Here is a 23,664-nt window from a genome sequence, read left to right as displayed (position 1 = left end):
GAACCGGGGCTTAGAACTTCAGCCCGGCTTCGCGGGCGGCGTCGGCCAGAGCGGCAATCCGCCCGGCGTACTGCTTGCCACCACGGTCGAACACGACGGCCTCGACACCGGCGGCCTTCGCACGCTCGGCGACCAGGGAACCGACCTGCTTGGCCTGAGCGCTCTTGTCGCCCTCGCCACCACGGATCGACGCGTCCAGGCTCGACGCCGAGGCCAGCGTGTGGCCCGCGATGTCGTCGATGACCTGAGCGGTGATGCCACGGTTGGACCGCGTCACCACCAGACGCGGACGCTCCGGGGTACCCGAAATCCGCTTACGGATGCGGATGTGGCGCCGCTTGGCGGCGGCCCGCTTGTAAGCGTCGCCCTTGGCGATCTTCACACCGTATGCCATGGCTTACTTACCAGCCTTTCCGACCTTGCGGCGGATGACCTCGCCGGCGTACTTGACGCCCTTGGCCTTGTACGGGTCAGGCTTGCGCAGCTTGCGGATGTTCGCCGCAACCTCGCCGACCTTCTGCTTGTCGATGCCCTCGACGCTGAGCTTGGTCGGGGACTCGACCTTGAAGGAGATGCCCTCGGGGGCCTCGATCAGGATCGGGTGGCTGTAGCCCAGGGAGAACTCCAGGTTGGAGCCCTTCGCCTGGACGCGGTAACCGACACCGCTGATCTCGAGCGCCTTGCTGAAGCCCTGGGTCACGCCGGTGATCATGTTCGCCACCAGCGTGCGGGACAGGCCGTGCAGGGCCTTGTTCTGACGCTCGTCGTTCGGGCGCGAGACGGTGATCAGACCGTCCTCACCCTTGGCGACCTCGATGGGCGCCGCGACGGTGTGCGAGAGAGAACCCTTGGGGCCCTTCACCGCGACCGTACGGCCATCGATGGTGACGTCCACACCAGCGGGAACCTGGATGGGCAGCTTGCCAATACGCGACATTAGCTATTCCTCCGTTCCCTGGTTACCAGACGTAGGCGAGGACTTCCCCACCCACGCCCTTCTTGCTGGCCTGCTGACCGGTCAGGAGACCGTGGGACGTGGAGATGATCGCCACGCCCAGGCCGCCGAGGACCTTCGGCAGGTTGGTGGACTTTGCGTAGACCCGCAGGCCCGGCTTCGAGATCCGCTTGATGCCGGCGATCGAGCGCTCGCGGTTCGGGCCGAACTTCAGCTCGAGGACGAGGTTCTTGCCAACCTCGGCGTCCTCGACGCGCCAGCCGGTGATGTAGCCCTCCTGCTGGAGGATCTCCGCGATGTGCGACTTGATCTTGCTGTGCGGCATCACGACGGTGTCGTGGTATGCCGAGTTCGCGTTCCGCAGACGGGTCAGCATGTCTGCGATGGGATCAGTCATGGTCATGAATTGGCCTTCGGCCTCTCTCGCCGGGGTTTCCTATGTGCGCCATCCCTCTCCCCGATCAGAGTCGGGACGGGTGCGGCGCGGGGACCTACGGCGTAGTAAGCGACTTTATGCGGGCTCGGCCCGCGGTCGGTCTCGGACGGCGGGGCGCCCAAACCCTTCTACCCTACGGGAAAAGGGGGGCGGGCGCCCGCCGGCCGAATGCTTACCGAGAGCTTCTGGTCATCCCAACTAGGGGATTACCAGGAGCTCTTGGTCACGCCCGGCAGCTCGCCACGGTGAGCCATCTCACGAAGGCACACGCGGCACAGGCCGAACTTGCGGTAGACGGAGTGCGGACGGCCGCAGCGCTGGCAGCGCGTGTACGCGCGGACAGCAAACTTCGGCTTACGAGCCGCCTTAGCGATCAGAGCCTTCTTCGCCACGGTCAGTTCTCCTTGAACGGGAAGCCGAGGTGACGAAGCAGGGCGCGGCCCTCATCGTCGTTGGACGCCGTGGTGACCACGGTGATGTCCATGCCCCGCGTCCGGTCGATCTTGTCCTGGTCGATCTCGTGGAACATGACCTGCTCCGTGAGACCGAAGGTGTAGTTGCCCCGACCGTCGAACTGCTTCGGGGACAGACCACGGAAGTCGCGGATGCGCGGCAGCGCCAGCGACAGCAGGCGGTCCAGGAACTCCCACATGCGGTCACCGCGGAGGGTGACGTGGGCACCGATCGGCTGGCCCTCACGCAGCTTGAACTGCGCGATGGACTTACGGGCCTTGGTGACGGCCGGCTTCTGTCCGGTGATCGTGGTGAGGTCCTTGATGGCACCCTCGATCAGCTTGGAGTCGCGGGCGGCGTCGCCCACACCCATGTTGACCACGATCTTGGTCAGACCGGGGATCTGCATGACGTTCTCGAGCGAGAACTCGTCCTTCAGCTTCCCGGCGATCTCTTCGCGGTAGCGCGTCTTGAGACGCGGCGCGTTGGTGGTGGCAGTCATCAGATGTCCTCACCGGTCCGCTTGGCAACGCGGATCTTGTTGCCCTCGTCGTCGAAGCGGTATCCGACGCGGGTGACGACCTTGTTGCCGTCCTTCTCCACCACGAGCTGAACGTTGCTCACGTGGACAGGGGCCTCGGTCGTCACGATGCCGCCGGTCTTCGAACCACGAGCGGTCTGTCCGGCCTTGGTGTGCTTCTTGACCCGGTTGACACCCTCGACCAGGACACGGTCCTCGCGGGGGAAGGCCTGGATGACCTTGCCCTGCTTGCCCTTGTCCTTACCGGTGATGACCTGGACCAGGTCGCCCTTCTTGATCTTCATCGGTTACAGCACCTCCGGCGCGAGCGAGATGATCTTCATGAACTTCTTCTCGCGCAGCTCCCGGCCCACGGGGCCGAAGATGCGGGTGCCGCGGGGGTCGCCATCGTTCTTGAGGATGACGGCCGCGTTCTCGTCGAAGCGGATGTACGAGCCGTCCGGACGGCGGCGCTCCTTGACGGTCCGAACGATGACCGCCTTGATGACGTCACCCTTCTTCACGTTGCCACCGGGGATCGCATCCTTCACGGTGGCGACGATGACGTCACCGATGCCCGCGTAGCGGCGACCGGAACCACCGAGAACACGGATGCAAAGGATCTCCTTCGCACCAGTGTTGTCGGCGACCCGAAGTCGCGACTCCTGCTGGATCACGTCTATCTCCTGTGTGTCTGCCGGTTCCCGGCAGGGGCCGCCTCGTACGAGACGAAGCCCCTGCCGAGCCTGGCGGAACTGTTCCTAGGGGGTCCCCCTAGGAGGGATTACTTGGCCTTCTCGAGGATCTCGACGATGCGCCAGCGCTTGGTGGCGGACAGCGGCCGGGTCTCCATCAGGAGGACGCGGTCGCCGACACCGGCAGCGTTCTGCTCGTCGTGCGCCTTGAGCTTGTTGGTACGGCGGATGACCTTGCCGTACAGCGCGTGCTTGACGCGGTCCTCGACAGCGACGACGACGGTCTTGTCCATCTTGTCGCTGACGACGAGACCCTCACGGGTCTTGCGGAAACCGCGCTCGTTCGTCTCAGTCACATTCTTCTCGCTCATCAGGCGCTCTCCACCGTCTCGATGCCCAGCTCGCGCTCACGCATCAGGGTGTAGATCCGGGCGATGTCCTTACGGACGGACTTGAGCCGACCGTGGTTCTCGAGCTGTCCCGTCGCCGCCTGGAAGCGGAGGTTGAACAGCTCCTCCTTGGCCTCACGAAGCTTGGCAACGAGGTCCTCGTTGTTCAGCTCGCGCAGCTCGGTCGCCTTGGTACCGGCCGCCATCACGACTCACCTGCCTCGCGCCGCACGATGCGGCACTTCATCGGAAGCTTGTGGGCGGCGCGGGTCAGCGCCTCCTTGGCAACCTTTTCGTTCGGGAAGGACAGCTCGAACATCACCCGACCGGGCTTGACGTTCGCGACCCACCACTCCGGAGAACCCTTACCGGAACCCATGCGGGTTTCGGCCGGCTTCTTCGTGAGCGGGCGGTCCGGGTAAATGTTGATCCAGACCTTGCCGCCACGCTTGATGTGACGGGTCATCGCGATACGAGCGGACTCGATCTGACGGTTCGTCACGTAAGCCGGGGTGACGGCCTGGATGCCGTACTCACCGAAGGCCAGCTCGGTGCCACCCTTGGCCATACCGCTGCGCTTCGGGTGGTGCTGCTTGCGGTGCTTGACCCTGCGAGGGATCAGCATGTCGGTCAGGCCTCCGTTCCGGGGGTCTCCGCCGGAGCAGCGGCTGCGGCCTCGGCCTTGGGGGCCTCGGCAGCGGCGGCCTGCTGCTGCGGCTTGCGGCCACCGCGGCCGCCACGCTCGCCACCGCGGCGCGGGCGGTCGTTGCCGCCACCGCGAGCCGGGCGGTTACCCGCACGGGCGGCAGCGTTCTCGGCACGCACCTCGGCGATGTTCTTGACGTCGCCCTTGTAGATCCAGACCTTCACGCCGATGCGGCCGAAGGTGGTCTTGGCCTCGAAGAAGCCGTAGTCGACGTTCGCACGGAGCGTGTGCAGGGGCACACGGCCCTCGCGGTAGAACTCCGAGCGGGACATCTCGGCGCCGCCGAGACGGCCACCGCACTGGATCTTGATGCCCTTGGCGCCGGCCTTCATCGTCGACTGCATGCTCTTACGCATGGCGCGACGGAAGGAGACGCGGGAGGACAGCTGCTCGGCGACGGCCTGGGCCACGAGCTGAGCATCGGTCTCGGGGTTCTTGACCTCGAGGATGTTCAGCTGGACCTGCTTGCCGGTCAGCTTCTCCAGCTCGCCGCGGATGCGGTCCGCCTCGGCGCCGCGGCGGCCGATGACGATGCCCGGACGAGCGGTGTGGATGTCAACGCGGACGCGCTCACGGGTGCGCTCGATCTCCACCTTGGAGATACCGGCGCGCTCCATGCCCTTCGTCATCATGCGACGAATGGCGACGTCTTCCTTGACGTAGTCCTTGTACAGCTTGTCGGCGTACCACCGCGACTTGAAGTCGGTGGTGATGCCGAGCCGGAACCCGTGCGGGTTAACCTTCTGGCCCATTACCGGGTTCCTTCCTTGCTGCTGACGACCACGGTGATGTGGCTGGTCCGCTTGCGGATCCGGTAGGCACGGCCCTGGGCGCGCGGACGGAACCGCTTCAGGGTCGGGCCCTCGTCGACGTATGCCTCGGAGATGACGAGGCTGCCGGCGTCGGTGTGGTCGTAGTTGTGCGCGGCGTTGGCAATGGCGCTGTCCAGCACCTTGCCCACCGGCACGCTCGCGGCCTGCGGGGCGAAACGCAGGACCGCCTGAGCCTCCGTGGCATTCATGCCACGGATAAGGTCCACCACGCGGCGGGCCTTCATGGGCGTGACGCGGATGTACCGCGCCTGGGCCCTGGCTTCCATGGTTGTCCCTTCGGTGTCAGTCATAGTCTTCGCACTCCGCCGATCAACGACGCCGCGACTTGCGGTCGTCCTTCTCGTGGCCGCGGAAGGTGCGGGTCGGCGCAAACTCGCCGAGCTTGTGGCCGACCATCGACTCGGTGACGAACACCGGGACGTGCTTGCGGCCGTCGTGCACCGCGATCGTGTGGCCGAGCATGGCCGGGACGATCATGGAGCGGCGGGACCAGGTCTTGATGACGTTCTTGGTGCCGGCATCGTTCTGAACATCCACCTTCTTGGAAAGGTGGTCGTCGACGAAGGGCCCCTTCTTGAGACTGCGCGGCATCTAAACCCGCTCCTAGCGCTTCTTGTTCGTCTTGCGGCGGCGGACGATGTACTTGTTGCTCGCCTTCTTCGGCGAACGAGTACGACCCTCCTTCTGACCCCACGGCGAGACCGGGTGGCGACCACCGGAAGTCTTGCCTTCACCACCACCGTGCGGGTGGTCGACGGGGTTCATCACGACACCACGCACGGTCGGGCGGACGCCCTTCCAGCGCATGCGGCCGGCCTTACCCCAGTTGATGTTCGACTGCTCGGCGTTGCCGACCTCGCCGACGGTGGCGCGGCAGCGCACGTCGACCAGGCGGATCTCACCGGACGGCATACGAAGGTGAGCCATGCGGCCCTCCTTCGCCAGCAGCTGCACGGAGGCACCGGCCGAGCGGGCGAACTTCGCACCGCCGCCCGGACGCAGCTCGATCGCGTGGATCGTCGTACCCACGGGGATGTGACGCAGCGGCAGGTTGTTGCCCGGCTTGATGTCGGCGCCAGCGCCGTTCTCAATCCGAGCACCCTGGACCAGGCCACGGGGCGCGATGATGTAGCGCTTCTCGCCGTCTGCGTAGTGCAGGAGCGCGATGCGCGCGGTGCGGTTCGGGTCGTACTCGATGTGCGCGACCTTGGCCGGCACGCCGTCCTTGTCGTGACGACGGAAGTCGATCACTCGGTAGGCGCGCTTGTGGCCACCGCCCTGGTGGCGAACGGTCACACGACCGGCGTTGTTACGGCCGCCCTTGCTGTGCAGCGGGCGGACCAGCGACTTCTCCGGCGTGGACCGCGTGATCTCGACAAAGTCGGCGACGCTGGAGCCACGACGGCCCGGGGTCGTCGGCTTGTACTTGCGGATACCCATTTCTCAGTCCTCGTCCGATTCCGGACGACTCGGACTCCGTTAGGAGACCGGGCCGCCGAAGATGTCGATACGGTCGCCCTCGGCGAGGGTCACGATGGCGCGCTTGGTGTTCGCACGCTTGCCGTAACCGGTGCGGGTGCGCTTGCGCTTGCCCTGCCGGTTGATCGTGTTGACCCCGGTGACCTTGACCGAGAAGACCGCCTCGACGGCCTGCTTGATCTGGGTCTTGTTCGAGCCCGGCGCGACGATGAACGTGTACTTGTTCTCGTCCAGCAGGGCGTAGCTCTTCTCCGAGACAACCGGCTTGACGAGCACGTCACGCGGGTCCGAGAAGTTCTTGCTGGTGACGACGGCCTCAGTCATCAGGCGTCGCTCCCTTCGGTCTCAGCGGCCTTGGGGCCAGACACGAAGGACTCGAAAGCGGCCTTGGTGAAGACCACGTCGTCGGAGACGAGCACGTCGTACGTGTTCAGCTGGCCCGGCTCCAGGATGTGAACCTGGGGCAGGTTGCGGGCGGACAGCCACGCGGCCTCGTCGCTGCGCTCGGCGACCAGGAGCACGTTCTTGCGCTCGCTGACCTTGCCGAGGAGAGTCTTGGCGGCCTTGGTGGAGATGTCGCCCTCGACCACGCCGGAAACGACGTGGATGCGGCTGTTGCGGGCCCGGTCGGTGAGGGCACCGCGCAGGGCGGCGGCCTTCATCTTCTTCGGGGTCCGCTGGCTGTAGTCACGCGGCACGGGGCCGTGGACGATGCCACCGCCGGCGAACTGCGGCGCGCGGGTCGAACCCTGACGCGCACGGCCGGTGCCCTTCTGGCGGTACGGCTTCTTGCCACCGCCGCGGACCTCGCCGCGAGTCTTGGTCTTGTGCGTGCCCTGACGGGCCGCGGCCAGCTGCGCGACAACGACCTGGTGGATCAGCGGAACGCTGACCTTGGCGTCGAAGATCTCCGTGGGGAGCTCGACGCTACCGGCCTTGTCGCCTGCCGGCGAAAGGATGTCAATGGTGCTCATCGGTTACCTCAGGCCCCCTTGGCCGCGGTACGGACCAGGACGAGGCCGCCGTTCGGACCAGGAACTGCGCCCTTGATGAGCAGCAGGCCCTTCTCCGCGTCAACGGCATGGACGGTCAGGTTCTGGGTGGTGACCCGCTCATTGCCCATACGGCCGGCCATCCGCATGCCCTTGAACACGCGGCCCGGGGTGGCACAGCCACCGATGGAGCCAGGCTTACGGTGCACGCGGTGGGCACCGTGGGAGGCCTTGCCGCCATGGAAGCCGTGACGCTTCATGACACCGGCGAAGCCCTTGCCCTTGCTCTTGCCGGTCACGTCCACCTTGACGCCGGACTCGAAGGTCTCAGCGGTCAGCTCCTGGCCGAGGGTGTACTCGCCGGCGTCGGCGGTACGGACCTCGACGAGGTGACGACGGGGGGTGACGTCGGCCTTCGCGAAGTGGCCCTTGAGGGGCTTGTTCACCTTGCGCGGGTCGATCTCGCCGAAGGCGATCTGGACGGAGTCGTAACCGTCCTGGTCATTGGTGCGCACCTGGGTAACGACACAGGGGCCGGCCTTCACCACGGTCACCGGGACGACACGGTTGTTCTCGTCCCAGACCTGGGTCATGCCGAGCTTCTCGCCCAGGATGCCCTTGATCTGCTTAGCCATCTCTTCCGCGCCTCTCAGAGCTTGATCTCGATGTCAACGCCGGCCGGAAGGTCCAGGCGCATCAGCGAGTCAACGGTCTTGGGCGTCGGGTCGAGGATGTCGATCAGGCGCTTGTGCGTGCGCATCTCGAAGTGCTCGCGCGAGTCCTTGTACTTGTGCGGCGACTTGATGACGCAGTACACGTTCTTTTCAGTGGGCAGCGGCACCGGGCCCGCGACCGACGCACCAGTACGGGTCACCGTCTCGACGATCTTCTTCGCCGAGGAGTCGATGACCTCGTGGTCGTAGGCCTTGAGCCGGATGCGGATCTTCTGTCCCGCCATGGCTACTTCGTAGTCCTGTCTCTCGTAAACGCTCTGGGACCCGGTGCGCTGTGCTCCGTGAGGAGCACCGCCCTACCTCCGACCCCCGCGGTCGGGCGTGTCGCGCGCCTTCCGGTAAATCCCCACAAGGAGGATCCCTCTGGAAGGAATGCGTGGGGGTAGGACACCCACCGGGCGCCTGGCCGAGGCACCCCGCTGACGCTTCCCGGAAGATTCCCGTATTTCCGACCCTGAGAAGGGACGACGAATACCTGGGACTCGCTTCCGGTCCTCCCGGCGGGAGGCGCGCAGCATCGGCACTCAACCGAGCAACCTGGACAGTGTGCCATACAGGCCACGGCACTGGCCAACTGAAGCGGGAGACACTACCCGACCGCCGGGCCGAGCGGGTGTTCCCTGGGCCGCGGCGGGCCGAGGGAGCGGCGGGAACCGGGGCCGCCACCGCCCTGACTCACCTCACACCGGCGGCCCGTGGGCCGCACGCAGCGGATGGTGGCACATCGGGCCGGCGGTGACGCTTCCGTGTTCCGCGGTCCGTCAGCCGTCCCCCTCGTCACGGAATAACGTAGTCGGTCGCCGGTACCGGCGAAACGGAATATCCGCAGCACGAAGGGGCCCGGACATGCCGATCGCGCCGACACGGGCAGAGATCGATCAACTCTTTGCCGGCGCGGGATGGCACCCCGCTCGCGACGAATCCGAAAGGGTCCGGGAATTGGCGGAGTTCGTCATTGCCGACCTGGCAGCACGCGGTTGCCGACTCGGACTCTTCCCGGAAGCGGAGGCCTTCCTGCGCTCGTACGGGTTCCTGGACGTGCCCTTCTTCCCTGCCGCGGGGCACACGGACCGCTTCCACACCTGGGCAAGATTCTGCGGCGATATGGCCGAGCAGATCTCCGAAGCCATGGACGATACGCAACATCCAGTATTCCCATCGGGTGGGAAAGAATCGAGAACGGGCTCGTGGTAATGGACCCCGGTAAGCGGATGTTCTACCTGCACCACACCGGCACCTACTACGCAGGAACAGGAATGCACGAAGCATTTTCCAACCTGTATACGGTGCGCCTTCAGCCCATCGAGGAATACCTCTGCCGACCCACCGGAGGCCCCCACCCGGACACCAAGGAGCCCCGCCCACCTGACGGTGAGCGGGGCTCCTTGTGAGCTCCGGGGAGCTACGACCGGATCAACCGGATCAACGGAATTACTTGTTGATCTTGGTGACCTGGCCGGCGCCGACGGTCCGGCCACCCTCACGGATGGCGAACTTCAGGCCCTCCTCCATGGCGACCGGCTGGATCAGCTCGACCGACATCTCGGTGTTGTCGCCCGGCATGACCATCTCGGTGCCCTCGGGGAGGGTCACGACGCCGGTCACGTCCGTGGTACGGAAGTAGAACTGCGGGCGGTAGTTGTTGAAGAACGGGGTGTGGCGGCCACCCTCGTCCTTCGACAGGATGTAGGCCTGGGCCTCGAACGAGGTGTGCGGCGTGACCGAACCCGGCTTGATGATGACCTGGCCGCGCTCGACGTCCTCGCGCTTGATACCGCGAAGCAGCAGACCGACGTTCTCACCGGCCTGGCCCTCGTCGAGGAGCTTCCGGAACATCTCGATACCGGTGACCGTGGTGGTGGTCTTCTCGGTCTTGATGCCGATGATGTCGACGGTCTCGTTGACCTTGAGGACACCACGCTCGATACGACCGGTGACAACGGTGCCACGGCCGGTGATCGTGAAGACGTCCTCGATCGGCATCAGGAACGGCTTGTCGACGTCACGCTCGGGCTGCGGGATCGCCTCGTCGACGGCGGCCATGAGCTTGAGGACGGAGTCGCCCCACTCCTTGTCGCCCTCGAGCGCCTTGAGCGCCGAGACCTTGACGACCGGAACGTCGTCGCCGGGGAACTCGTACTCGGAGAGGAGCTCGCGGACCTCGAGCTCGACGAGCTCCAGGATCTCCTCGTCGTCCACCATGTCGGCCTTGTTCAGGGCGACAACGATGTACGGAACGCCGACCTGGCGGGCCAGGAGCACGTGCTCCTTGGTCTGCGGCATCGGGCCGTCGGTGGCGGCAACCACGAGGATGGCGCCGTCCATCTGCGCCGCACCCGTGATCATGTTCTTGATGTAGTCCGCGTGACCGGGGCAGTCGACGTGGGCGTAGTGACGGTTCTCCGTCTGGTACTCGACGTGCGCGATCGAAATCGTGATACCGCGCTGGCGCTCCTCAGGAGCCTTGTCGATCTGGTCGAAGGCCGAGGCCTCGTTCAGCTCCGGGTACGCGTCGTGCAGCACCTTGGTAATGGCGGCCGTGAGGGTCGTCTTACCGTGGTCAATGTGACCGATGGTGCCGATGTTGACGTGCGGCTTAGTCCGCTCGAACTTCGCCTTCGCCACTGGTTCCTCCTGAAGTGGTTCTGTACGCCTTACTCATCGGCGCCAGGTGATCTTTGCTGGGATGCCGGCTGACGGGGCAATCCTCGCGGATTGCGGGGATTACCCCATCAGACGGTGTCAAGCCTAAAGCGTGTTCCGACTCCGCGGAGACGGGACTACTCGCCCTTGGCCTTCGCGATGATCTCCTCGGCGACGTTCCGGGGAACCTCGGCGTAGGAGTCGAACTGCATCGAGTAGCTCGCGCGACCCGACGTCTTGCTGCGGAGGTCTCCGACGTAGCCGAACATCTCCGAGAGGGGGACCAGGCCCGTGACGAGCTTGGCACCGCTGCGCTCCTCCATGGACTGGATCTGTCCACGGCGGGAGTTGATGTCGCCGATCACGTCGCCCATGTAGTCCTCGGGCGTGGTGACCTCGACCTTCATCATCGGCTCGAGCAGAGCCGGGGAGGCCTTGCGCGCGGCCTCCTTGAAGGCCATCGAACCGGCGATCTTGAAGGCCATTTCCGACGAGTCGACCTCGTGGAAGGCACCGTCGAGCAGGGTGACCTTGACACCGGTCAGCGGGTAGCCGGCGAGAACACCGAACTCCATGGCCTCCTGGCAGCCCGCGTCCACGGACGGGATGTACTCCCGCGGGATACGGCCACCGGTGACCTTGTTCTCGAACTCGTACCCGTCGCCCTCGAGCGGCGCGATCGCGATCTGCACCTTCGCGAACTGGCCGGAACCACCGGTCTGCTTCTTGTGCGTGTAGTCGAGACGCTCGACCGGCTTGCGCAGGGTCTCGCGGTACGCGACCTGCGGCTTGCCGACGTTGGCCTCGACCCGGAACTCACGCTTCATACGGTCGACCAGCACGTCGAGGTGCAGCTCGCCCATACCCGCGATGATGGTCTGGCCGGTCTCCTCGTCGGTGTGCACCTGGAACGAGGGGTCCTCTTCGGCGAGACGCTGGATGGCGACACCCAGCTTCTCCTGGTCGCCCTTGGACTTGGGCTCGATGGCGACCTGGATGACCGGAGCCGGGAACTCCATCGATTCCAGGATCACCGGGTTGCCCGCGTCGCAGAGGGTCTCACCGGTGGTGGTCTGCTTCAGACCCATGACGGCGACGATGTCACCGGCACCCACCGACTCGATCTCCTCACGCTTGTTCGCGTGCATCCGGTAGATCTTGCCGATGCGCTCCTTCTTGCCCTTCACCGAGTTCTGCACCTGCGAGCCGGCCTCGAGGCGGCCCGAGTACACCCGGATGAAGGTGAGCTTGCCCAGGTGGGGGTCGCTCGCAATCTTGAACGCAAGGGCGGACAGCGGCTCGGCCTCGGACGGCTTGCGCTTGATGACCTCTTCCGGGTCGTTGACCGCGTGGCCCTCGATGGCCTCGACGTCCAGCGGGGAGGGGAGGTAGCGCACGACCGCGTCGAGCAGGGGCTGGACGCCCTTGTTCTTGAACGCGGTACCGCAGAACACCGGGGTCACGGTGGTGTTCTCGGCCTTGCCCGAAGCGATGGTGATCCGGCGGATCGCCGCGTAGAGCTGCTCCACGGTGGGCTCCTGGCCCTCCAGGTACAGCTCCATGATCTCTTCATCGTTCTCGGCAACGGCCTCGAGCAGCTTGCCGCGCCACTCGTCGGCAGCCTCGATGTGCGTGTCCGGGATGTCGACGGTGTCGTACATCTCGCCCTTGGCGGCCTCGGCCGACCAGACCAGGGCCTTCATGGTGACGAGGTCGACGACACCCTTGAAGTCCGCCTCGGTGCCGATCGGGAGCTGCATCACGATCGGGGTCGCGCCCAGGCGGTCCACGATCATGTCCACGCAGCGGTGGAACTCGGCGCCCGTGCGGTCGAGCTTGTTGACGAAGCAGATACGCGGCACGCCGTAGCGGTCCGCCTGACGCCAAACGGTCTCGGACTGGGGCTCGACACCGGCAACGCCGTCGAACACCGTCACCGCACCGTCCAGGACGCGCAGCGAGCGCTCCACCTCGACCGTGAAGTCGACGTGGCCCGGGGTGTCGATGATGTTGATGGTGTTGTCGACGTTCTCCAGCGGCCAGTGGCAGGTCGTCGCGGCAGACGTGATGGTGATGCCGCGCTCCTGCTCCTGCTCCATCCAGTCCATCGTGGCAGCGCCGTCGTGGACCTCACCGATCTTGTACGAAACACCGGTGTAGAACAGGATCCGCTCGGTGGTGGTCGTCTTGCCCGCGTCGATGTGGGCCATGATCCCGATGTTGCGGACCTTGGCCAGGTCAAGCGAAGTGGTAGCCATAGTGGCTCAATCTTCTCTCGGTCTCGATGTGGGTTGCGACTACCAGCGGTAGTGCGCGAAGGCCTTGTTGGACTCGGCCATCTTGTGCGTGTCCTCACGCTTCTTGACCGAAGCGCCGAGGCCGTTGGAGGCGTCGAGCAGTTCGTTCATGAGGCGCTCGGTCATGGTCTTCTCGCGGCGGGCGCGGGAGTAGCCCACGAGCCAGCGCAGCGAGAGGGTGGCGGCGCGGCCGGGCTTGACCTCGACCGGGACCTGGTAGGTCGCGCCACCGACACGGCGGGACTTGACCTCAAGGGTCGGCTTGATGTTCTCGAGCGCGCGCTTGAGCGTGATGACCGGGTCGTTGCCGGTCTTCTCGCGCAGACCCTCCATGGCGCCGTAAACGATGCGCTCGGCGGTGGAGCGCTTTCCGTTCAGCAGCACCTTGTTGATGAGGGAGGTCACCAGAGGAGAACCGTAGACCGGGTCGATGATGACCGGGCGCTTCGGGGCGGGGCCCTTACGAGGCATTCTTACTTCTCCTTCTTGGCGCCGTAGCGGCTGCGAGCCTGCTTGCGGTTCTTGACGCCCTGCGTGTCGAGGGAGCCGCGGATGATCTTGTACCGAACACCCGGCAGGTCCTTCACACGACCACCACGCACGAGCACGATCGAGTGCTCCTGCAGGTTGTGGCCCTCACCCGGAATGTAAGCGGTGACCTCGATCCCGCTGGTCAGACGCACACGCGCGACCTTACGCAGGGCCGAGTTCGGCTTCTTCGGGGTGGTCGTGAAAACACGCGTGCAGACGCCACGGCGCTGGGGGGAACCCTCGAGCGCGGGCGTCTTGTTCTTCTCGACCTTGTCCTGCCGGCCCTTGCGGACCAGCTGCTGGATCGTAGGCACCGTTTCTCCGGTTTCTGTGTGCCAGTCTCGGTAAAGCTAACCTGGAACGTTCCCCGACCCACGCGGTCGGGTGTGTCGAATACTGCAGTCCGGTCCCTCGCTGGAACGAGTGAGGCGGCAGATTGCGGTGTCAAAACCCGGCTTCCGTGCTGTGACTCTCCAGGCCAGCGGCTGTGAAGAATTGCGCGCACGACAGCCCAGGGACACCCCAGGCACAAGGTCAGAGCGTACCTACCGCATGGGCTGCGGTCAAAACAAATGCACACGCGAAGGACACGCCGGACTCCTCACGGCGTTGCGGCCACCGTAGTGGGATCGGCGACCGTACGGAAGAAGGCACCGCCCCGCCGCCACGGCCGCTGCGCCACCGCCGCGGCCGCCTGCTGTCCGAGCCGCCCACCAGTCAGAGGTTGACCGCCGCCGACAGGATGAAGACCAGCAGAAACAGCGCCCAGCCGCCGATCGCCAGCCAGCCCAGCACCAGCCCCGCGATGGCCTGGCCGTCCCCCCGCTCCCCCGAGCGACGGATCTCGGCACGCGCCTTGTGTCCCAGGATCACCGCCGGAATCGCCGTCAGCCCCCAGGTCACCGGCGTCATGATCCCGCAGACCAGCGCACCCGTCGCCGACGAGTTGGAGTGCACCGGCGCCGGCATCTGCACCGGCATGAACGTCGCCGGCACCATCGGCCGCTGCGGCTGGAACTGCGCCTGCGGTACCGGCCCCTGCGGAAGATCCGCGACCAGCATCTGCAGCTCCGCGTGGGTCTGCGCCTTGTAGGCCCGCCCTATCCGCTGCTCGTACTCCGGCTGCTGCAGCCGCCCCTCGGCGAATCCCGCCTTGAGCACATCGACCGCCCGCTCGCGATCAGCGTGCGAGGCCCGCATCGCCGGCACCTGATGCGACGGCTGAGCCGGCTGCCCGCCCTGCCACGGCTGGAATGCCACTTCGCGAACCTCCCCCGCTCGACAGTTCTCCCCATCTTCTCATCACAGACGCAGCAATGGGAGGACAAGTTCCACCGCACGGCCGCCAACCCTGCGGGAGGGCCGGACAACGCCGCGGGGCGGCCACCCCGCGAGGGATGGCCGCCCCGTTGCTGTCGTACGGACCGGGCTTACTGGTTGTACGGACCGTAGTCGTAGTCCTCCAGCGGGACCGCCTGGCCGGAGCCGGTGCCGAAGGGCGAGTAGTCGATGTCGTCGTAACCGACGGCCGAGTACATCGCGGCCTTCGCCTCCTCGGTGGGCTCCACCCGGATGTTGCGGTAGCGGGACAGGCCCGTACCGGCCGGGATGAGCTTACCGATGATGACGTTCTCCTTGAGGCCGATCAGGGAGTCCGACTTGGCGTTGATCGCCGCGTCGGTCAGGACCCTGGTCGTCTCCTGGAAGGACGCCGCCGACAGCCACGACTCGGTGGCCAGCGACGCCTTGGTGATACCCATCAGCTGCGGACGGCCGGAGGCCGGGTGGCCGCCTTCCGCCACGACGCGACGGTTCTCGCCCTCGAACTTGGTGCGCTCCACCAGCTCGCCCGGCAGCAGCTCCGCGTCGCCGGACTCGATGATCGTCACACGGCGCAGCATCTGCCGGATGATGATCTCGATGTGCTTGTCGTGGATCGCCACGCCCTGGCTGTTGTAGACCTTCTGGACCTCGCCGACCAGGTGGACCTGGACGGCACGCTGGCCGAGGATCCGCAGCACGTCGTGCGGGTTCACGGCACCCACGGTCAGCGGCTGGCCGACCGTGACGTGGTCGCCCTCGCCCACCAGGAGACGGGCACGCTTGGAGACGCCGTAAGCCGTCTCGTCGCTGCCGTCGTCCGGGGTGACGATGACCTTCTTGGTCTTCTCGGTCTCCTCGATGCGGACGCGGCCGGCCGCCTCCGAGATCGGGGCGACACCCTTGGGCGTACGGGCCTCGAAGAGCTCGACGACACGCGGCAGACCCAGGGTGATGTCGTCACCGGCCACACCACCGGTGTGGAAGGTACGCATCGTCAGCTGGGTGCCGGGCTCACCGATGGACTGGGCGGCGATGATGCCGACCGCCTCACCGATGTCGACCAGCTTGCCGGTGGCCAGCGAACGGCCGTAGCAGAAGGCACAGGTGCCGACCGCGGACTCACAGGTCAGGACCGAGCGGGTCTTGACCTCCTCGACGCCCGCGTTGACCAGCGCGTCGATGAGCACGTCACCGAGGTCGACGTTCGCCGGGGCGACGACCTTGCCGTCGACGACGACGTCCTCGGCGAGCATGCGGGCGTAGACGCTGGACTCGACGTCGTCCGCCTTGCGCAGGACACCGGCGGCGTCCTTCGAGGCGATCCGCAGCTTGAGGCCGCGCTCGGTGCCGCAGTCCTCCTCGCGAATGATGACGTCCTGGGAGACGTCGACCAGACGACGGGTGAGGTAACCGGAGTCGGCGGTACGCAGGGCGGTGTCCGCCAGACCCTTACGGGCACCGTGGGTGGAGATGAAGTACTCCAGCACGGACAGGCCCTCGCGGAACGACGCCTTAATCGGACGCGGGATGGTCTCGTTCTTCGCGTTCGACACCAGACCACGCATACCGGCGATCTGCCGCATCTGCATCATGTTTCCTCGGGCACCCGAGTCAACCATCATGAAGATGGGGTTCGTCTTGGGGAAGTTCTCGTTCATCGCCTCGGCGACCTCGTTGGTCGCCTTGGTCCAGATGTTGATCAGTTCCTGAGTGCGCTCGTCCTTGGTGATCAGACCGCGCTCGTACTGCTTCTGGACCTTCTCGTCCTGGGCCTCGTAGCCCGCGACGATGGCCTTCTTGGCCTCCGGCACGACGATGTCCGAGACGGCGACGGTGACGCCGGAACGGGTCGCCCAGTGGAAGCCGGCCGCCTTCAGGTTGTCGAGCGTCGCCGCCACGATGACCTTGGGGTAGCGCTCCGCCAGGTCGTTGACGATCGCGGAGAGCTGCTTCTTGCCCACCGAGTAGTCGACGAACGGGTAGTCCTCGGGCAGCAGCTCGTTGAAGAGCGCGCGGCCCAGGGTCGTCCGCAGCCGGAAGCTGTCACCCTGCTGCCACTCGGGCTCGCCCTCCTCCGGAACCGGCGGGGTCCAGCCGCGGGGCGGGACGGTACCGATCGGGAAGCGGATGTCGACCTTCGCCTGCAGCGAGAGCTCACGGGCGTCGAAGGCCATGATGGCCTCGGCGACCGAGCCGAAGGCCCGGCCCTCGCCCTTGACCTCGCGCTCCTCTTCATCCGTGGTGAGGAAGAAGAGGCCGAGCACCATGTCCTGGGTCGGCATGGTGACCGGACGGCCGTCGGCCGGCTTGAGGATGTTGTTCGAGGACAGCATCAGGATGCGGGCCTCGGCCTGGGCCTCCGCGGACAGCGGGAGGTGGACGGCCATCTGGTCACCGTCGAAGTCCGCGTTGAACGCGGTGCAGACGAGCGGGTGAATCTGAATGGCCTTGCCCTCGACCAGCTGCGGCTCGAAGGCCTGGATGCCCAGACGGTGCAGGGTGGGTGCACGGTTCAGCAGCACCGGGTGCTCGGCGATGACCTCTTCGAGCACGTCGTAAACGACCGTGCGGCCGCGCTCGACCATGCGCTTGGCGCTCTTGATGTTCTGCGCGTGGTTGAGGTCCACCAGGCGCTTCATCACGAACGGCTTGAAGAGCTCCAGCGCCATGGCCTTGGGCAGACCGCACTGGTGCAGCTTGAGCTGCGGGCCGACGACGATGACGGAACGCGCCGAGTAGTCGACTCGCTTACCGAGCAGGTTCTGACGGAAGCGGCCCTGCTTGCCCTTCAGCATGTCGCTGAGGGACTTCAGCGGGCGGTTACCGGGACCGGTGACCGGGCGGCCGCGACGACCGTTGTCGAAGAGGGCGTCCACGGCCTCCTGGAGCATGCGCTTCTCGTTGTTCACGATGATCTCGGGCGCGCCGAGGTCGAGAAGCCGCTTGAGGCGGTTGTTGCGGTTGATCACACGGCGGTACAGGTCGTTCAGGTCGGAGGTCGCGAAGCGGCCACCGTCCAGCTGCACCATCGGACGCAGGTCCGGCGGGATCACCGGGATGCAGTCCAGCACCATGCCCTTGGGGCTGTTGCGGGTCTGCAGGAAGGCGGAGACGACCTTGAGGCGCTTGAGCGCACGGGTCTTCTTCTGGCCCTTGCCGGTACGGATGATCTCGCGGAGGCGCTCGGCCTCCTCGTCGAGGTCGAAGGTCTCCAGGCGCTTCTGCAGGGCAGCGGCACCCATGGAGCCGTCGAAGTACGTGCCGAAGCGGTCCCGCAGCTCGCGGTAGAGCAGCTCGTCGCCCTCGAGGTCCTGGACCTTGAGGTTCTTGAAGCGACTCCAGACCTCGTCGAGACGGTCGATCTCGCGCTGCGCACGGTCGCGCAGCTGCTTCATCTCACGCTCGGCGCCCTCGCGCACCTTGCGGCGCACGTCGGCCTTGGCGCCCTCGGCCTCCAGCTCGGCCAGGTCGGTCTCGAGCTTCTTGGCGCGGGCCTCCAGGTCGGAGTCGCGGCGCTGCTCGATCTGCTGACGCTCGACGGAGACGTGCGCCTCCAGCGAGGGCAGGTCGCGCGTGCGGCGCTCCTCGTCCACCCACGTGATCATGTAGGCGGCGAAGTAGATGACCTTTTCGAGGTCCTTGGGGGCGAGGTCCAGCAGGTAGCCCAGCCGGCTCGGCACGCCCTTGAAGTACCAGATGTGGGTGACGGGAGCGGCCAGCTCGATGTGGCCCATCCGCTCACGGCGCACCTTGGCGCGAGTGACCTCGACGCCACAGCGCTCGCAGATGATGCCCTTGAAGCGGACGCGCTTGTACTTACCGCAGTAGCACTCCCAGTCCCGGGTCGGACCGAAGATCTTCTCGCAGAAGAGTCCGTCCTTTTCGGGCTTGAGGGTGCGGTAGTTGATGGTCTCGGGCTTCTTGACCTCGCCGTGGCTCCACTGACGGATGTCGTCAGCGGTGGCCAGACCGATCCGGAGCTCATCGAAGAAGTTGACGTCGAGCACTATGCGTCAATCCCTCTCAGGGTTGTAAGTCTTGGGGTCTGAAACGGGGGTCCTGGGGCCGGCCGGGGGAGCCATCGCTGACTCCCCGCGGCCGGAACTCCCGTCAGACCTCTTCGACGCTGCTCGGCTCGCGCCGGGACAGGTCGATGCCGAGCTCCTCCGCTGCGCGGAAGACGTCCTCGTCGGTGTCGCGCATCTCGATGGACATGCCGTCCGAGGACAGCACCTCCACGTTGAGGCACAGGGACTGCATTTCCTTGATGAGCACCTTGAAGGACTCGGGAATGCCGGGCTCGGGGATGTTCTCGCCCTTGACGATGGCCTCGTAGACCTTCACGCGGCCGGTCACGTCGTCGGACTTGATCGTCAGCAGCTCCTGGAGGGCGTAGGCGGCGCCGTAAGCCTCCAGCGCCCACACCTCCATCTCACCGAACCGCTGGCCACCGAACTGAGCCTTACCACCCAGCGGCTGCTGGGTGATCATCGAGTACGGACCGGTCGAACGCGCGTGGAGCTTGTCGTCGACCAGGTGGTGCAGCTTGAGGATGTACATGTACCCGATCGAGATCGGGTCCGGGAACGGCTCACCGGAGCGGCCGTCGAACAGCCGCGCCTTGCCGGAGCCCTTGACCATCCGCTCGCCGTCGCGGTTGGGGATCGTCGACTCGAAGAGACCGGAGATCTCGTCCTCGCGCGCACCGTCGAACACCGGGGTGGCGACGTTGGAGCCCGGGGCGACCTCGTCGGCGGAAATCGCGTGCAGACGCTTCTTCCACTCCTCCTCGACGCCCTCGACCTTCCAGCCCTGGCTGGCGAGCCAGCCGAGGTGGATCTCCAGGACCTGTCCCGGGTTCATTCGGGACGGGACACCCAGCGGGTTGAGGATGATGTCGACCGGGGTGCCGTCCTCCAGGAACGGCATGTCCTCGACCGGGAGGATCTTGGAGATGACGCCCTTGTTGCCGTGACGGCCGGCGAGCTTGTCACCGTCGGTGATCTTGCGCTTCTGGGCGACGTAGACGCGGACCAGCTGGTTCACGCCCGGGGGCAGCTCGTCGCCCTCTTCGCGGTCGAAGACGCGGACGCCGATGACCTTGCCGATCTCACCGTGCGGCACCTTCAGCGAGGTGTCGCGCACCTCGCGCGCCTTCTCACCGAAGATCGCGCGGAGCAGGCGCTCCTCGGGGGTCAGCTCGGTCTCACCCTTGGGCGTGACCTTGCCGACGAGGATGTCGCCGGCCACGACCTCGGCACCGATACGGATGATGCCGCGCTCGTCGAGGTCGGAGAGGACCTCCTCGGAGACGTTCGGGATGTCCCGGGTGATCTCCTCGGGGCCCAGCTTGGTGTCACGGGCGTCGACCTCGTGCTCCTCGATGTGGATCGAGGAGAGGACGTCGTCCTGCACGAGGCGCTGCGACAGGATGATCGCGTCCTCGTAGTTGTGGCCCTCCCACGGCATGAACGCCACGAGCAGGTTCTTGCCGAGCGCCATCTCGCCTTCGTCCGTGGACGGACCGTCGGCGAGGACCTGGCCCTCGATGACCCTCGCGCCCTCGTCCACGACGACCTTCTGGTTGAAGGAGGTGCCCTGGTTGGAGCGGGTGAACTTGGCGACGCGGTACGTGGTGTACGTGCCGTCGTCGTTGGCGACGGTGATGTAGTCCGCGGAGACCTCCTGGACCACACCGTCCTTCTCCGCCTTGATGACGTCACCGGCGTCGACCGCACAGCGGTACTCCATGCCGGTGCCGACCAGCGGCGACTCCGCCTTGATCAGCGGAACGGCCTGGCGCATCATGTTCGAGCCCATGAGCGCACGGTTGGCGTCGTCGTGCTCGAGGAAGGGGATCATGGCGGTCGCGGCCGACACCATCTGGCGCGGCGAGACGTCCATGAAGTCGACCTCGTCGGCGGGGACCAGGTCGACCTCGCCGCCACGACGGCGGACCAGGACACGCTGCTCGGCGAAGCGCATGTCCTCGGTCAGCTTCGCGTTGGCCTGGGCGATCAGGAAGCGGTCCTCCTCATCAGCGGTGAGGTAGTCCACCTCCTCCGTGACCTGGCCGTCGACGACCTTGCGGTAGGGCGTCTCGATGAAGCCGAAGACGTTGACCCGGCCGTAGGAGGCCAGCGAGCCGATCAGACCGATGTTGGGACCTTCGGGGGTCTCAATCGGGCACATGCGGCCGTAGTGCGAGGGGTGCACGTCACGGACGTCCAGGCCGGCCCGCTCACGGGAGAGACCACCCGGGCCCAGCGCCGACAGACGGCGCTTGTGGGTCAGACCCGACAGCGGGTTGGTCTGGTCCATGAACTGGGACAGCTGGCTGGTGCCGAAGAACTCCTTGATGGAGGCGACGACCGGCCGGATGTTGATCAGGGTCTGCGGCGTGATCGCCTCGACGTCCTGGGTGGTCATGCGCTCGCGCACGACGCGCTCCATACGGGCGAGACCCGTACGGACCTGGTTCTGGATGAGCTCGCCGACGTTGCGCAGACGGCGGTTGCCGAAGTGGTCGATGTCGTCGGTCTCGACGACGATCTCCGTGCCGTTCTCGCCGATCGTCTCGGTCTCGCCGGCGTGCAGCTTGACCAGGTACTTGATCGTGGCGATGACGTCATCGGTGGTCAGCACACCGGCGTCCAGCGGCTCGTCGCCGCCGAGCTTCTTGTTGACCTTGTAGCGGCCGACCTTCGCGAGGTCGTAGCGCTTCGGGTTGAAGTACAGGTTCTCCAGCAGCGTCTGCGCGGCCTCACGCGTGGGCGGCTCGCCCGGACGCAGCTTGCGGTAGATGTCGAGCAGCGCGTCGTCCTGGCCCTGGGTGTGGTCCTTCTCCAGGGTGGCGCGCATCGACTCGTACTCGCCGAACTCCTCGAGGATCTGCTCGGTCGTCCAACCGAGAGCCTTGAGCAGAACGGTCACGGACTGCTTGCGCTTGCGGTCGATGCGCACACCGACCATGTCGCGCTTGTCGATCTCCATCTCCAGCCAGGCACCCCGGGACGGGATGATCTTGGCGGAGAAGATGTCCTTGTCGGACGTCTTGTCGATGGAGCTGTCGAAGTACACGCCCGGCGAGCGCACCAGCTGCGAGACGACGACACGCTCGGTGCCGTTGATGCAGAAGGTGCCCTTGTTCGTCATGAGCGGGAAGTCGCCCATGAAGACCGTCTGGGACTTGATCTCGCCGGTCTCGTTGTTCGTGAACTCAGCGGTGACGAAGAGCGGAGCCGCGTACGTGAAGTCGCGCTCCTTGCACTCGTCGATGGAGTTCTTCGGGGGCTCGAAGCGGTGGTCGCGGAACGTCAGCGACATCGACCCGGAGAAGTCCTCGATCGGGGAGATCTCTTCGAAGATCTCCTCCAGACCGGACTTGGTGGGGACTTCCTGCCCACTCTCCAGCGCAGCCTCGACGCGACCCTTCCATGCGGCATTGCCGAGCAGCCAGTCGAAGCTTTCGGTCTGCAGCGCAAGGAGGTTCGGAACCCCGAGGGGCTCCTTGATCTTCGCAAAAGAGATGCGCAGCGGGGCGGTGCTGTCGCCGTTGTTCGTATTGGCAGTCGAGGCGTTGCGCGAGGCGGCCAAGAGGGGGTCCTTCCGAGGGCTCGGACTCACTACGCGCGTACCGGTCCCGAACCGAACAGACTGAGGGAAAGCCCAGGTCAGGGCAGATCATTCAGCTTTGCTCGGGCTCGGGTATGCCCCTGGTGACGGGCAGGGAGCAGCTAACAGGCAGCGCAAAGGGTCAGTGTAGCCACTTGGCACACTGATGTCCAGAGCGAGTTTCCGGAGACCGGTTCAACGCCGTGATACCGATCTTCTCCCTCCGGGAGGTCGTGTCCTCCGCACCGGAGGAACTCCTCGTTGTTCTTCTCTACGCCCATTGCCCTGCGCCTGCCGAAAGCCCTGCGCCAGTGGCGCACACCGATGCTTCCCTCTTCGTCGGCGATCCATGCCTCGAACCCTGGATCGCTTCTGCGTCGCGTCCCGAGAATTGCGCGCCGCGTCCGGTTCGTCAAGGCCCCCCACCTCAGGGAGATCGTCACATGGGGGCACGTCCGGGCAACGATGATCACCATACTCGCACGCAGGCGCGAGAGAACGCAGCCGTGGCGAGCACGCCGAAGGGCGACCACCCGCATGGGTGATCGCCCTTGGCTGGTGTCCGTGACGCCTCAGGCGCCGTGGACGGGAGTCAGAGACTCCGTGGGGTCACTTGACCTCGACGGAGGCGCCGGCGCCCTTGAGGGCCTCGGCGGCCTTGTCAGCGGCGTCCTTGGCGACCTTCTCGAGGACCGGCTTCGGGGTGCCGTCGACGAGGTCCTTGGCCTCCTTCAGACCCAGGGAGGTCAGCTCACGCACGACCTTGATGACCTGGATCTTCTTGTCGCCCGCACCGGTGAGGATGACGTCGAACTCGTCCTGCTCCTCGGCCTCGGCGGCGGCCGGGGCACCCGGGGCGCCGGCGGCGGCAACGGCGACGGGGGCGGCAGCCTCGACGTCGAACTTGTCCTCGAAGGCCTTCACGAACTCGGAGAGCTCGATGAGGGTCATCTCTTCGAACTGCGCGAGCAGGTCTTCCTGGCTGAGCTTCGCCATGGTGGCGGTCCTTCCACTAATTCGGCTGGTGCCGGATGTACATGTCTGGCGGGCGTACTACGGGCCCG

Annotated in this window: 26 protein-coding genes and 1 pseudogene; 1 reads left to right on the top strand and 26 read right to left on the bottom strand. The window is 66.0% G+C overall.

The window, feature by feature from the left end:
* Nucleotides 1-10: 10 nt before the first annotated feature.
* The 18 genes from rplR to rpsJ all read right to left on the bottom strand — a co-directional run bounded on the left by rplR (nt 11) and on the right by rpsJ (nt 8,416).
* Nucleotides 11-394, bottom strand: a complete 384-nt coding sequence (rplR, locus tag ABZ851_RS24105; RefSeq protein ID WP_088798404.1) for a 50S ribosomal protein L18 — start codon at nt 392-394, stop codon at nt 11-13.
* A gap of 3 nt (nt 395-397) precedes the next feature.
* Nucleotides 398-937 (bottom strand): 50S ribosomal protein L6, encoded by a 540-nt coding sequence (gene rplF, locus ABZ851_RS24100; RefSeq protein ID WP_088798405.1) that lies wholly within the window; start codon nt 935-937, stop codon nt 398-400.
* Between the two features lie 22 nt (nt 938-959).
* On the bottom strand, nt 960-1,358 hold the full coding sequence (gene rpsH, locus ABZ851_RS24095; protein ID WP_006604885.1) for a 30S ribosomal protein S8: 399 nt from the start codon (nt 1,356-1,358) through the stop codon (nt 960-962).
* Nucleotides 1,359-1,597: 239 nt separating this feature from the next.
* Nucleotides 1,598-1,783 (bottom strand): type Z 30S ribosomal protein S14, encoded by a 186-nt coding sequence (locus ABZ851_RS24090; protein ID WP_004571834.1) that lies wholly within the window; start codon nt 1,781-1,783, stop codon nt 1,598-1,600.
* A 2-nt stretch (nt 1,784-1,785) separates the two neighbouring features.
* The gene (gene rplE, locus ABZ851_RS24085) at nt 1,786-2,346 is read right to left on the bottom strand and encodes a 50S ribosomal protein L5 (RefSeq protein ID WP_361131087.1); all 561 of its coding nucleotides are present in this window, start codon (nt 2,344-2,346) and stop codon (nt 1,786-1,788) included.
* Nucleotides 2,346-2,669, bottom strand: a complete 324-nt coding sequence (gene rplX / locus ABZ851_RS24080) for a 50S ribosomal protein L24 (RefSeq protein WP_006604883.1) — start codon at nt 2,667-2,669, stop codon at nt 2,346-2,348. Before rplX ends, rplE begins: the two co-directional genes overlap by 1 nt.
* A 3-nt stretch (nt 2,670-2,672) precedes the next feature.
* Entirely contained in the window at nt 2,673-3,041 is a 369-nt protein-coding gene (gene rplN / locus ABZ851_RS24075) for a 50S ribosomal protein L14 (RefSeq protein WP_003992364.1), read from the bottom strand.
* Nucleotides 3,042-3,148: 107 nt separating this feature from the next.
* A complete protein-coding gene (rpsQ, locus tag ABZ851_RS24070) occupies nt 3,149-3,430 on the bottom strand; it encodes a 30S ribosomal protein S17 (RefSeq protein WP_006604882.1) in 282 nt (93 codons plus the stop codon).
* A complete protein-coding gene (rpmC, locus tag ABZ851_RS24065) occupies nt 3,430-3,654 on the bottom strand; it encodes a 50S ribosomal protein L29 (protein WP_030283449.1) in 225 nt (74 codons plus the stop codon). The genes rpsQ and rpmC overlap by 1 nt, the downstream gene beginning before the upstream one ends.
* Entirely contained in the window at nt 3,654-4,073 is a 420-nt protein-coding gene (rplP, locus tag ABZ851_RS24060) for a 50S ribosomal protein L16 (protein ID WP_006604880.1), read from the bottom strand. The genes rpmC and rplP overlap by 1 nt, the downstream gene beginning before the upstream one ends.
* 5 nt (nt 4,074-4,078) lie before the next feature.
* Nucleotides 4,079-4,906, bottom strand: coding sequence for a 30S ribosomal protein S3 (gene rpsC, locus ABZ851_RS24055; RefSeq protein WP_088798406.1), 828 nt, complete (start codon nt 4,904-4,906; stop codon nt 4,079-4,081).
* Nucleotides 4,906-5,253, bottom strand: a complete 348-nt coding sequence (rplV, locus tag ABZ851_RS24050; protein ID WP_037839423.1) for a 50S ribosomal protein L22 — start codon at nt 5,251-5,253, stop codon at nt 4,906-4,908. The genes rpsC and rplV overlap by 1 nt, the downstream gene beginning before the upstream one ends.
* A gap of 43 nt (nt 5,254-5,296) precedes the next feature.
* Nucleotides 5,297-5,578: a 30S ribosomal protein S19 gene (gene rpsS / locus ABZ851_RS24045; RefSeq protein ID WP_018090899.1), complete on the bottom strand. Its 282-nt coding sequence runs from the start codon at nt 5,576-5,578 to the stop codon at nt 5,297-5,299.
* Nucleotides 5,579-5,590: 12 nt separating this feature from the next.
* A complete protein-coding gene (gene rplB / locus ABZ851_RS24040; RefSeq protein ID WP_088798407.1) occupies nt 5,591-6,427 on the bottom strand; it encodes a 50S ribosomal protein L2 in 837 nt (278 codons plus the stop codon).
* Between the two features lie 39 nt (nt 6,428-6,466).
* The gene (gene rplW, locus ABZ851_RS24035) at nt 6,467-6,790 is read right to left on the bottom strand and encodes a 50S ribosomal protein L23 (RefSeq protein ID WP_129295745.1); all 324 of its coding nucleotides are present in this window, start codon (nt 6,788-6,790) and stop codon (nt 6,467-6,469) included.
* Entirely contained in the window at nt 6,790-7,440 is a 651-nt protein-coding gene (gene rplD / locus ABZ851_RS24030; protein WP_088798408.1) for a 50S ribosomal protein L4, read from the bottom strand. Before rplD ends, rplW begins: the two co-directional genes overlap by 1 nt.
* An 8-nt stretch (nt 7,441-7,448) precedes the next feature.
* Nucleotides 7,449-8,093, bottom strand: coding sequence for a 50S ribosomal protein L3 (rplC, locus tag ABZ851_RS24025; protein WP_042155856.1), 645 nt, complete (start codon nt 8,091-8,093; stop codon nt 7,449-7,451).
* Between the two features lie 14 nt (nt 8,094-8,107).
* Nucleotides 8,108-8,416 carry a 30S ribosomal protein S10 gene (gene rpsJ, locus ABZ851_RS24020; RefSeq protein WP_003948644.1) on the bottom strand — a complete coding sequence of 103 codons (309 nt, stop codon included), beginning with the start codon at nt 8,414-8,416 and terminating at the stop codon, nt 8,108-8,110.
* Nucleotides 8,417-9,038: 622 nt separating this feature from the next.
* Here rpsJ and ABZ851_RS24015 point away from each other — a divergent pair.
* Nucleotides 9,039-9,583 (top strand): annotated as a pseudogene (locus tag ABZ851_RS24015) (SUKH-3 domain-containing protein).
* Between the two features lie 40 nt (nt 9,584-9,623).
* On the opposite strand, the gene tuf reads toward ABZ851_RS24015, so the two are convergent.
* The 8 genes from tuf to rplL form a co-directional block, all read right to left on the bottom strand.
* Nucleotides 9,624-10,817, bottom strand: a complete 1,194-nt coding sequence (gene tuf / locus ABZ851_RS24010; RefSeq protein ID WP_088798409.1) for an elongation factor Tu — start codon at nt 10,815-10,817, stop codon at nt 9,624-9,626.
* Between the two features lie 155 nt (nt 10,818-10,972).
* A complete protein-coding gene (gene fusA, locus ABZ851_RS24005) occupies nt 10,973-13,093 on the bottom strand; it encodes an elongation factor G (RefSeq protein ID WP_088798410.1) in 2,121 nt (706 codons plus the stop codon).
* 39 nt (nt 13,094-13,132) lie between these two features.
* Nucleotides 13,133-13,603 (bottom strand): 30S ribosomal protein S7, encoded by a 471-nt coding sequence (gene rpsG / locus ABZ851_RS24000; protein WP_004571813.1) that lies wholly within the window; start codon nt 13,601-13,603, stop codon nt 13,133-13,135.
* 2 nt (nt 13,604-13,605) lie between these two features.
* Nucleotides 13,606-13,977, bottom strand: a complete 372-nt coding sequence (rpsL, locus tag ABZ851_RS23995; RefSeq protein ID WP_003948652.1) for a 30S ribosomal protein S12 — start codon at nt 13,975-13,977, stop codon at nt 13,606-13,608.
* Between the two features lie 403 nt (nt 13,978-14,380).
* Nucleotides 14,381-14,863 (bottom strand): DUF1707 and DUF4190 domain-containing protein, encoded by a 483-nt coding sequence (locus ABZ851_RS23990; protein WP_361131178.1) that lies wholly within the window; start codon nt 14,861-14,863, stop codon nt 14,381-14,383.
* Between the two features lie 230 nt (nt 14,864-15,093).
* On the bottom strand, nt 15,094-18,993 hold the full coding sequence (locus tag ABZ851_RS23985; RefSeq protein ID WP_311623458.1) for a DNA-directed RNA polymerase subunit beta': 3,900 nt from the start codon (nt 18,991-18,993) through the stop codon (nt 15,094-15,096).
* A 103-nt stretch (nt 18,994-19,096) separates the two neighbouring features.
* Nucleotides 19,097-22,582: a DNA-directed RNA polymerase subunit beta gene (rpoB, locus tag ABZ851_RS23980; RefSeq protein WP_361131075.1), complete on the bottom strand. Its 3,486-nt coding sequence runs from the start codon at nt 22,580-22,582 to the stop codon at nt 19,097-19,099.
* Nucleotides 22,583-23,209: 627 nt separating this feature from the next.
* Nucleotides 23,210-23,596, bottom strand: a complete 387-nt coding sequence (gene rplL, locus ABZ851_RS23975; protein ID WP_088798414.1) for a 50S ribosomal protein L7/L12 — start codon at nt 23,594-23,596, stop codon at nt 23,210-23,212.
* Nucleotides 23,597-23,664: the final 68 nt, after the last annotated feature.

Origin of the sequence: Streptomyces sp. NPDC047049, from assembly GCF_040643995.1 — a bacterium.
Taxonomy (GTDB): Bacteria; Actinomycetota; Actinomycetes; order Streptomycetales; family Streptomycetaceae; genus Streptomyces; species Streptomyces mooreae.
Note: the sequence above shows the minus strand (reverse complement) of the source record. Positions and strands in the feature narration are given on the sequence as shown.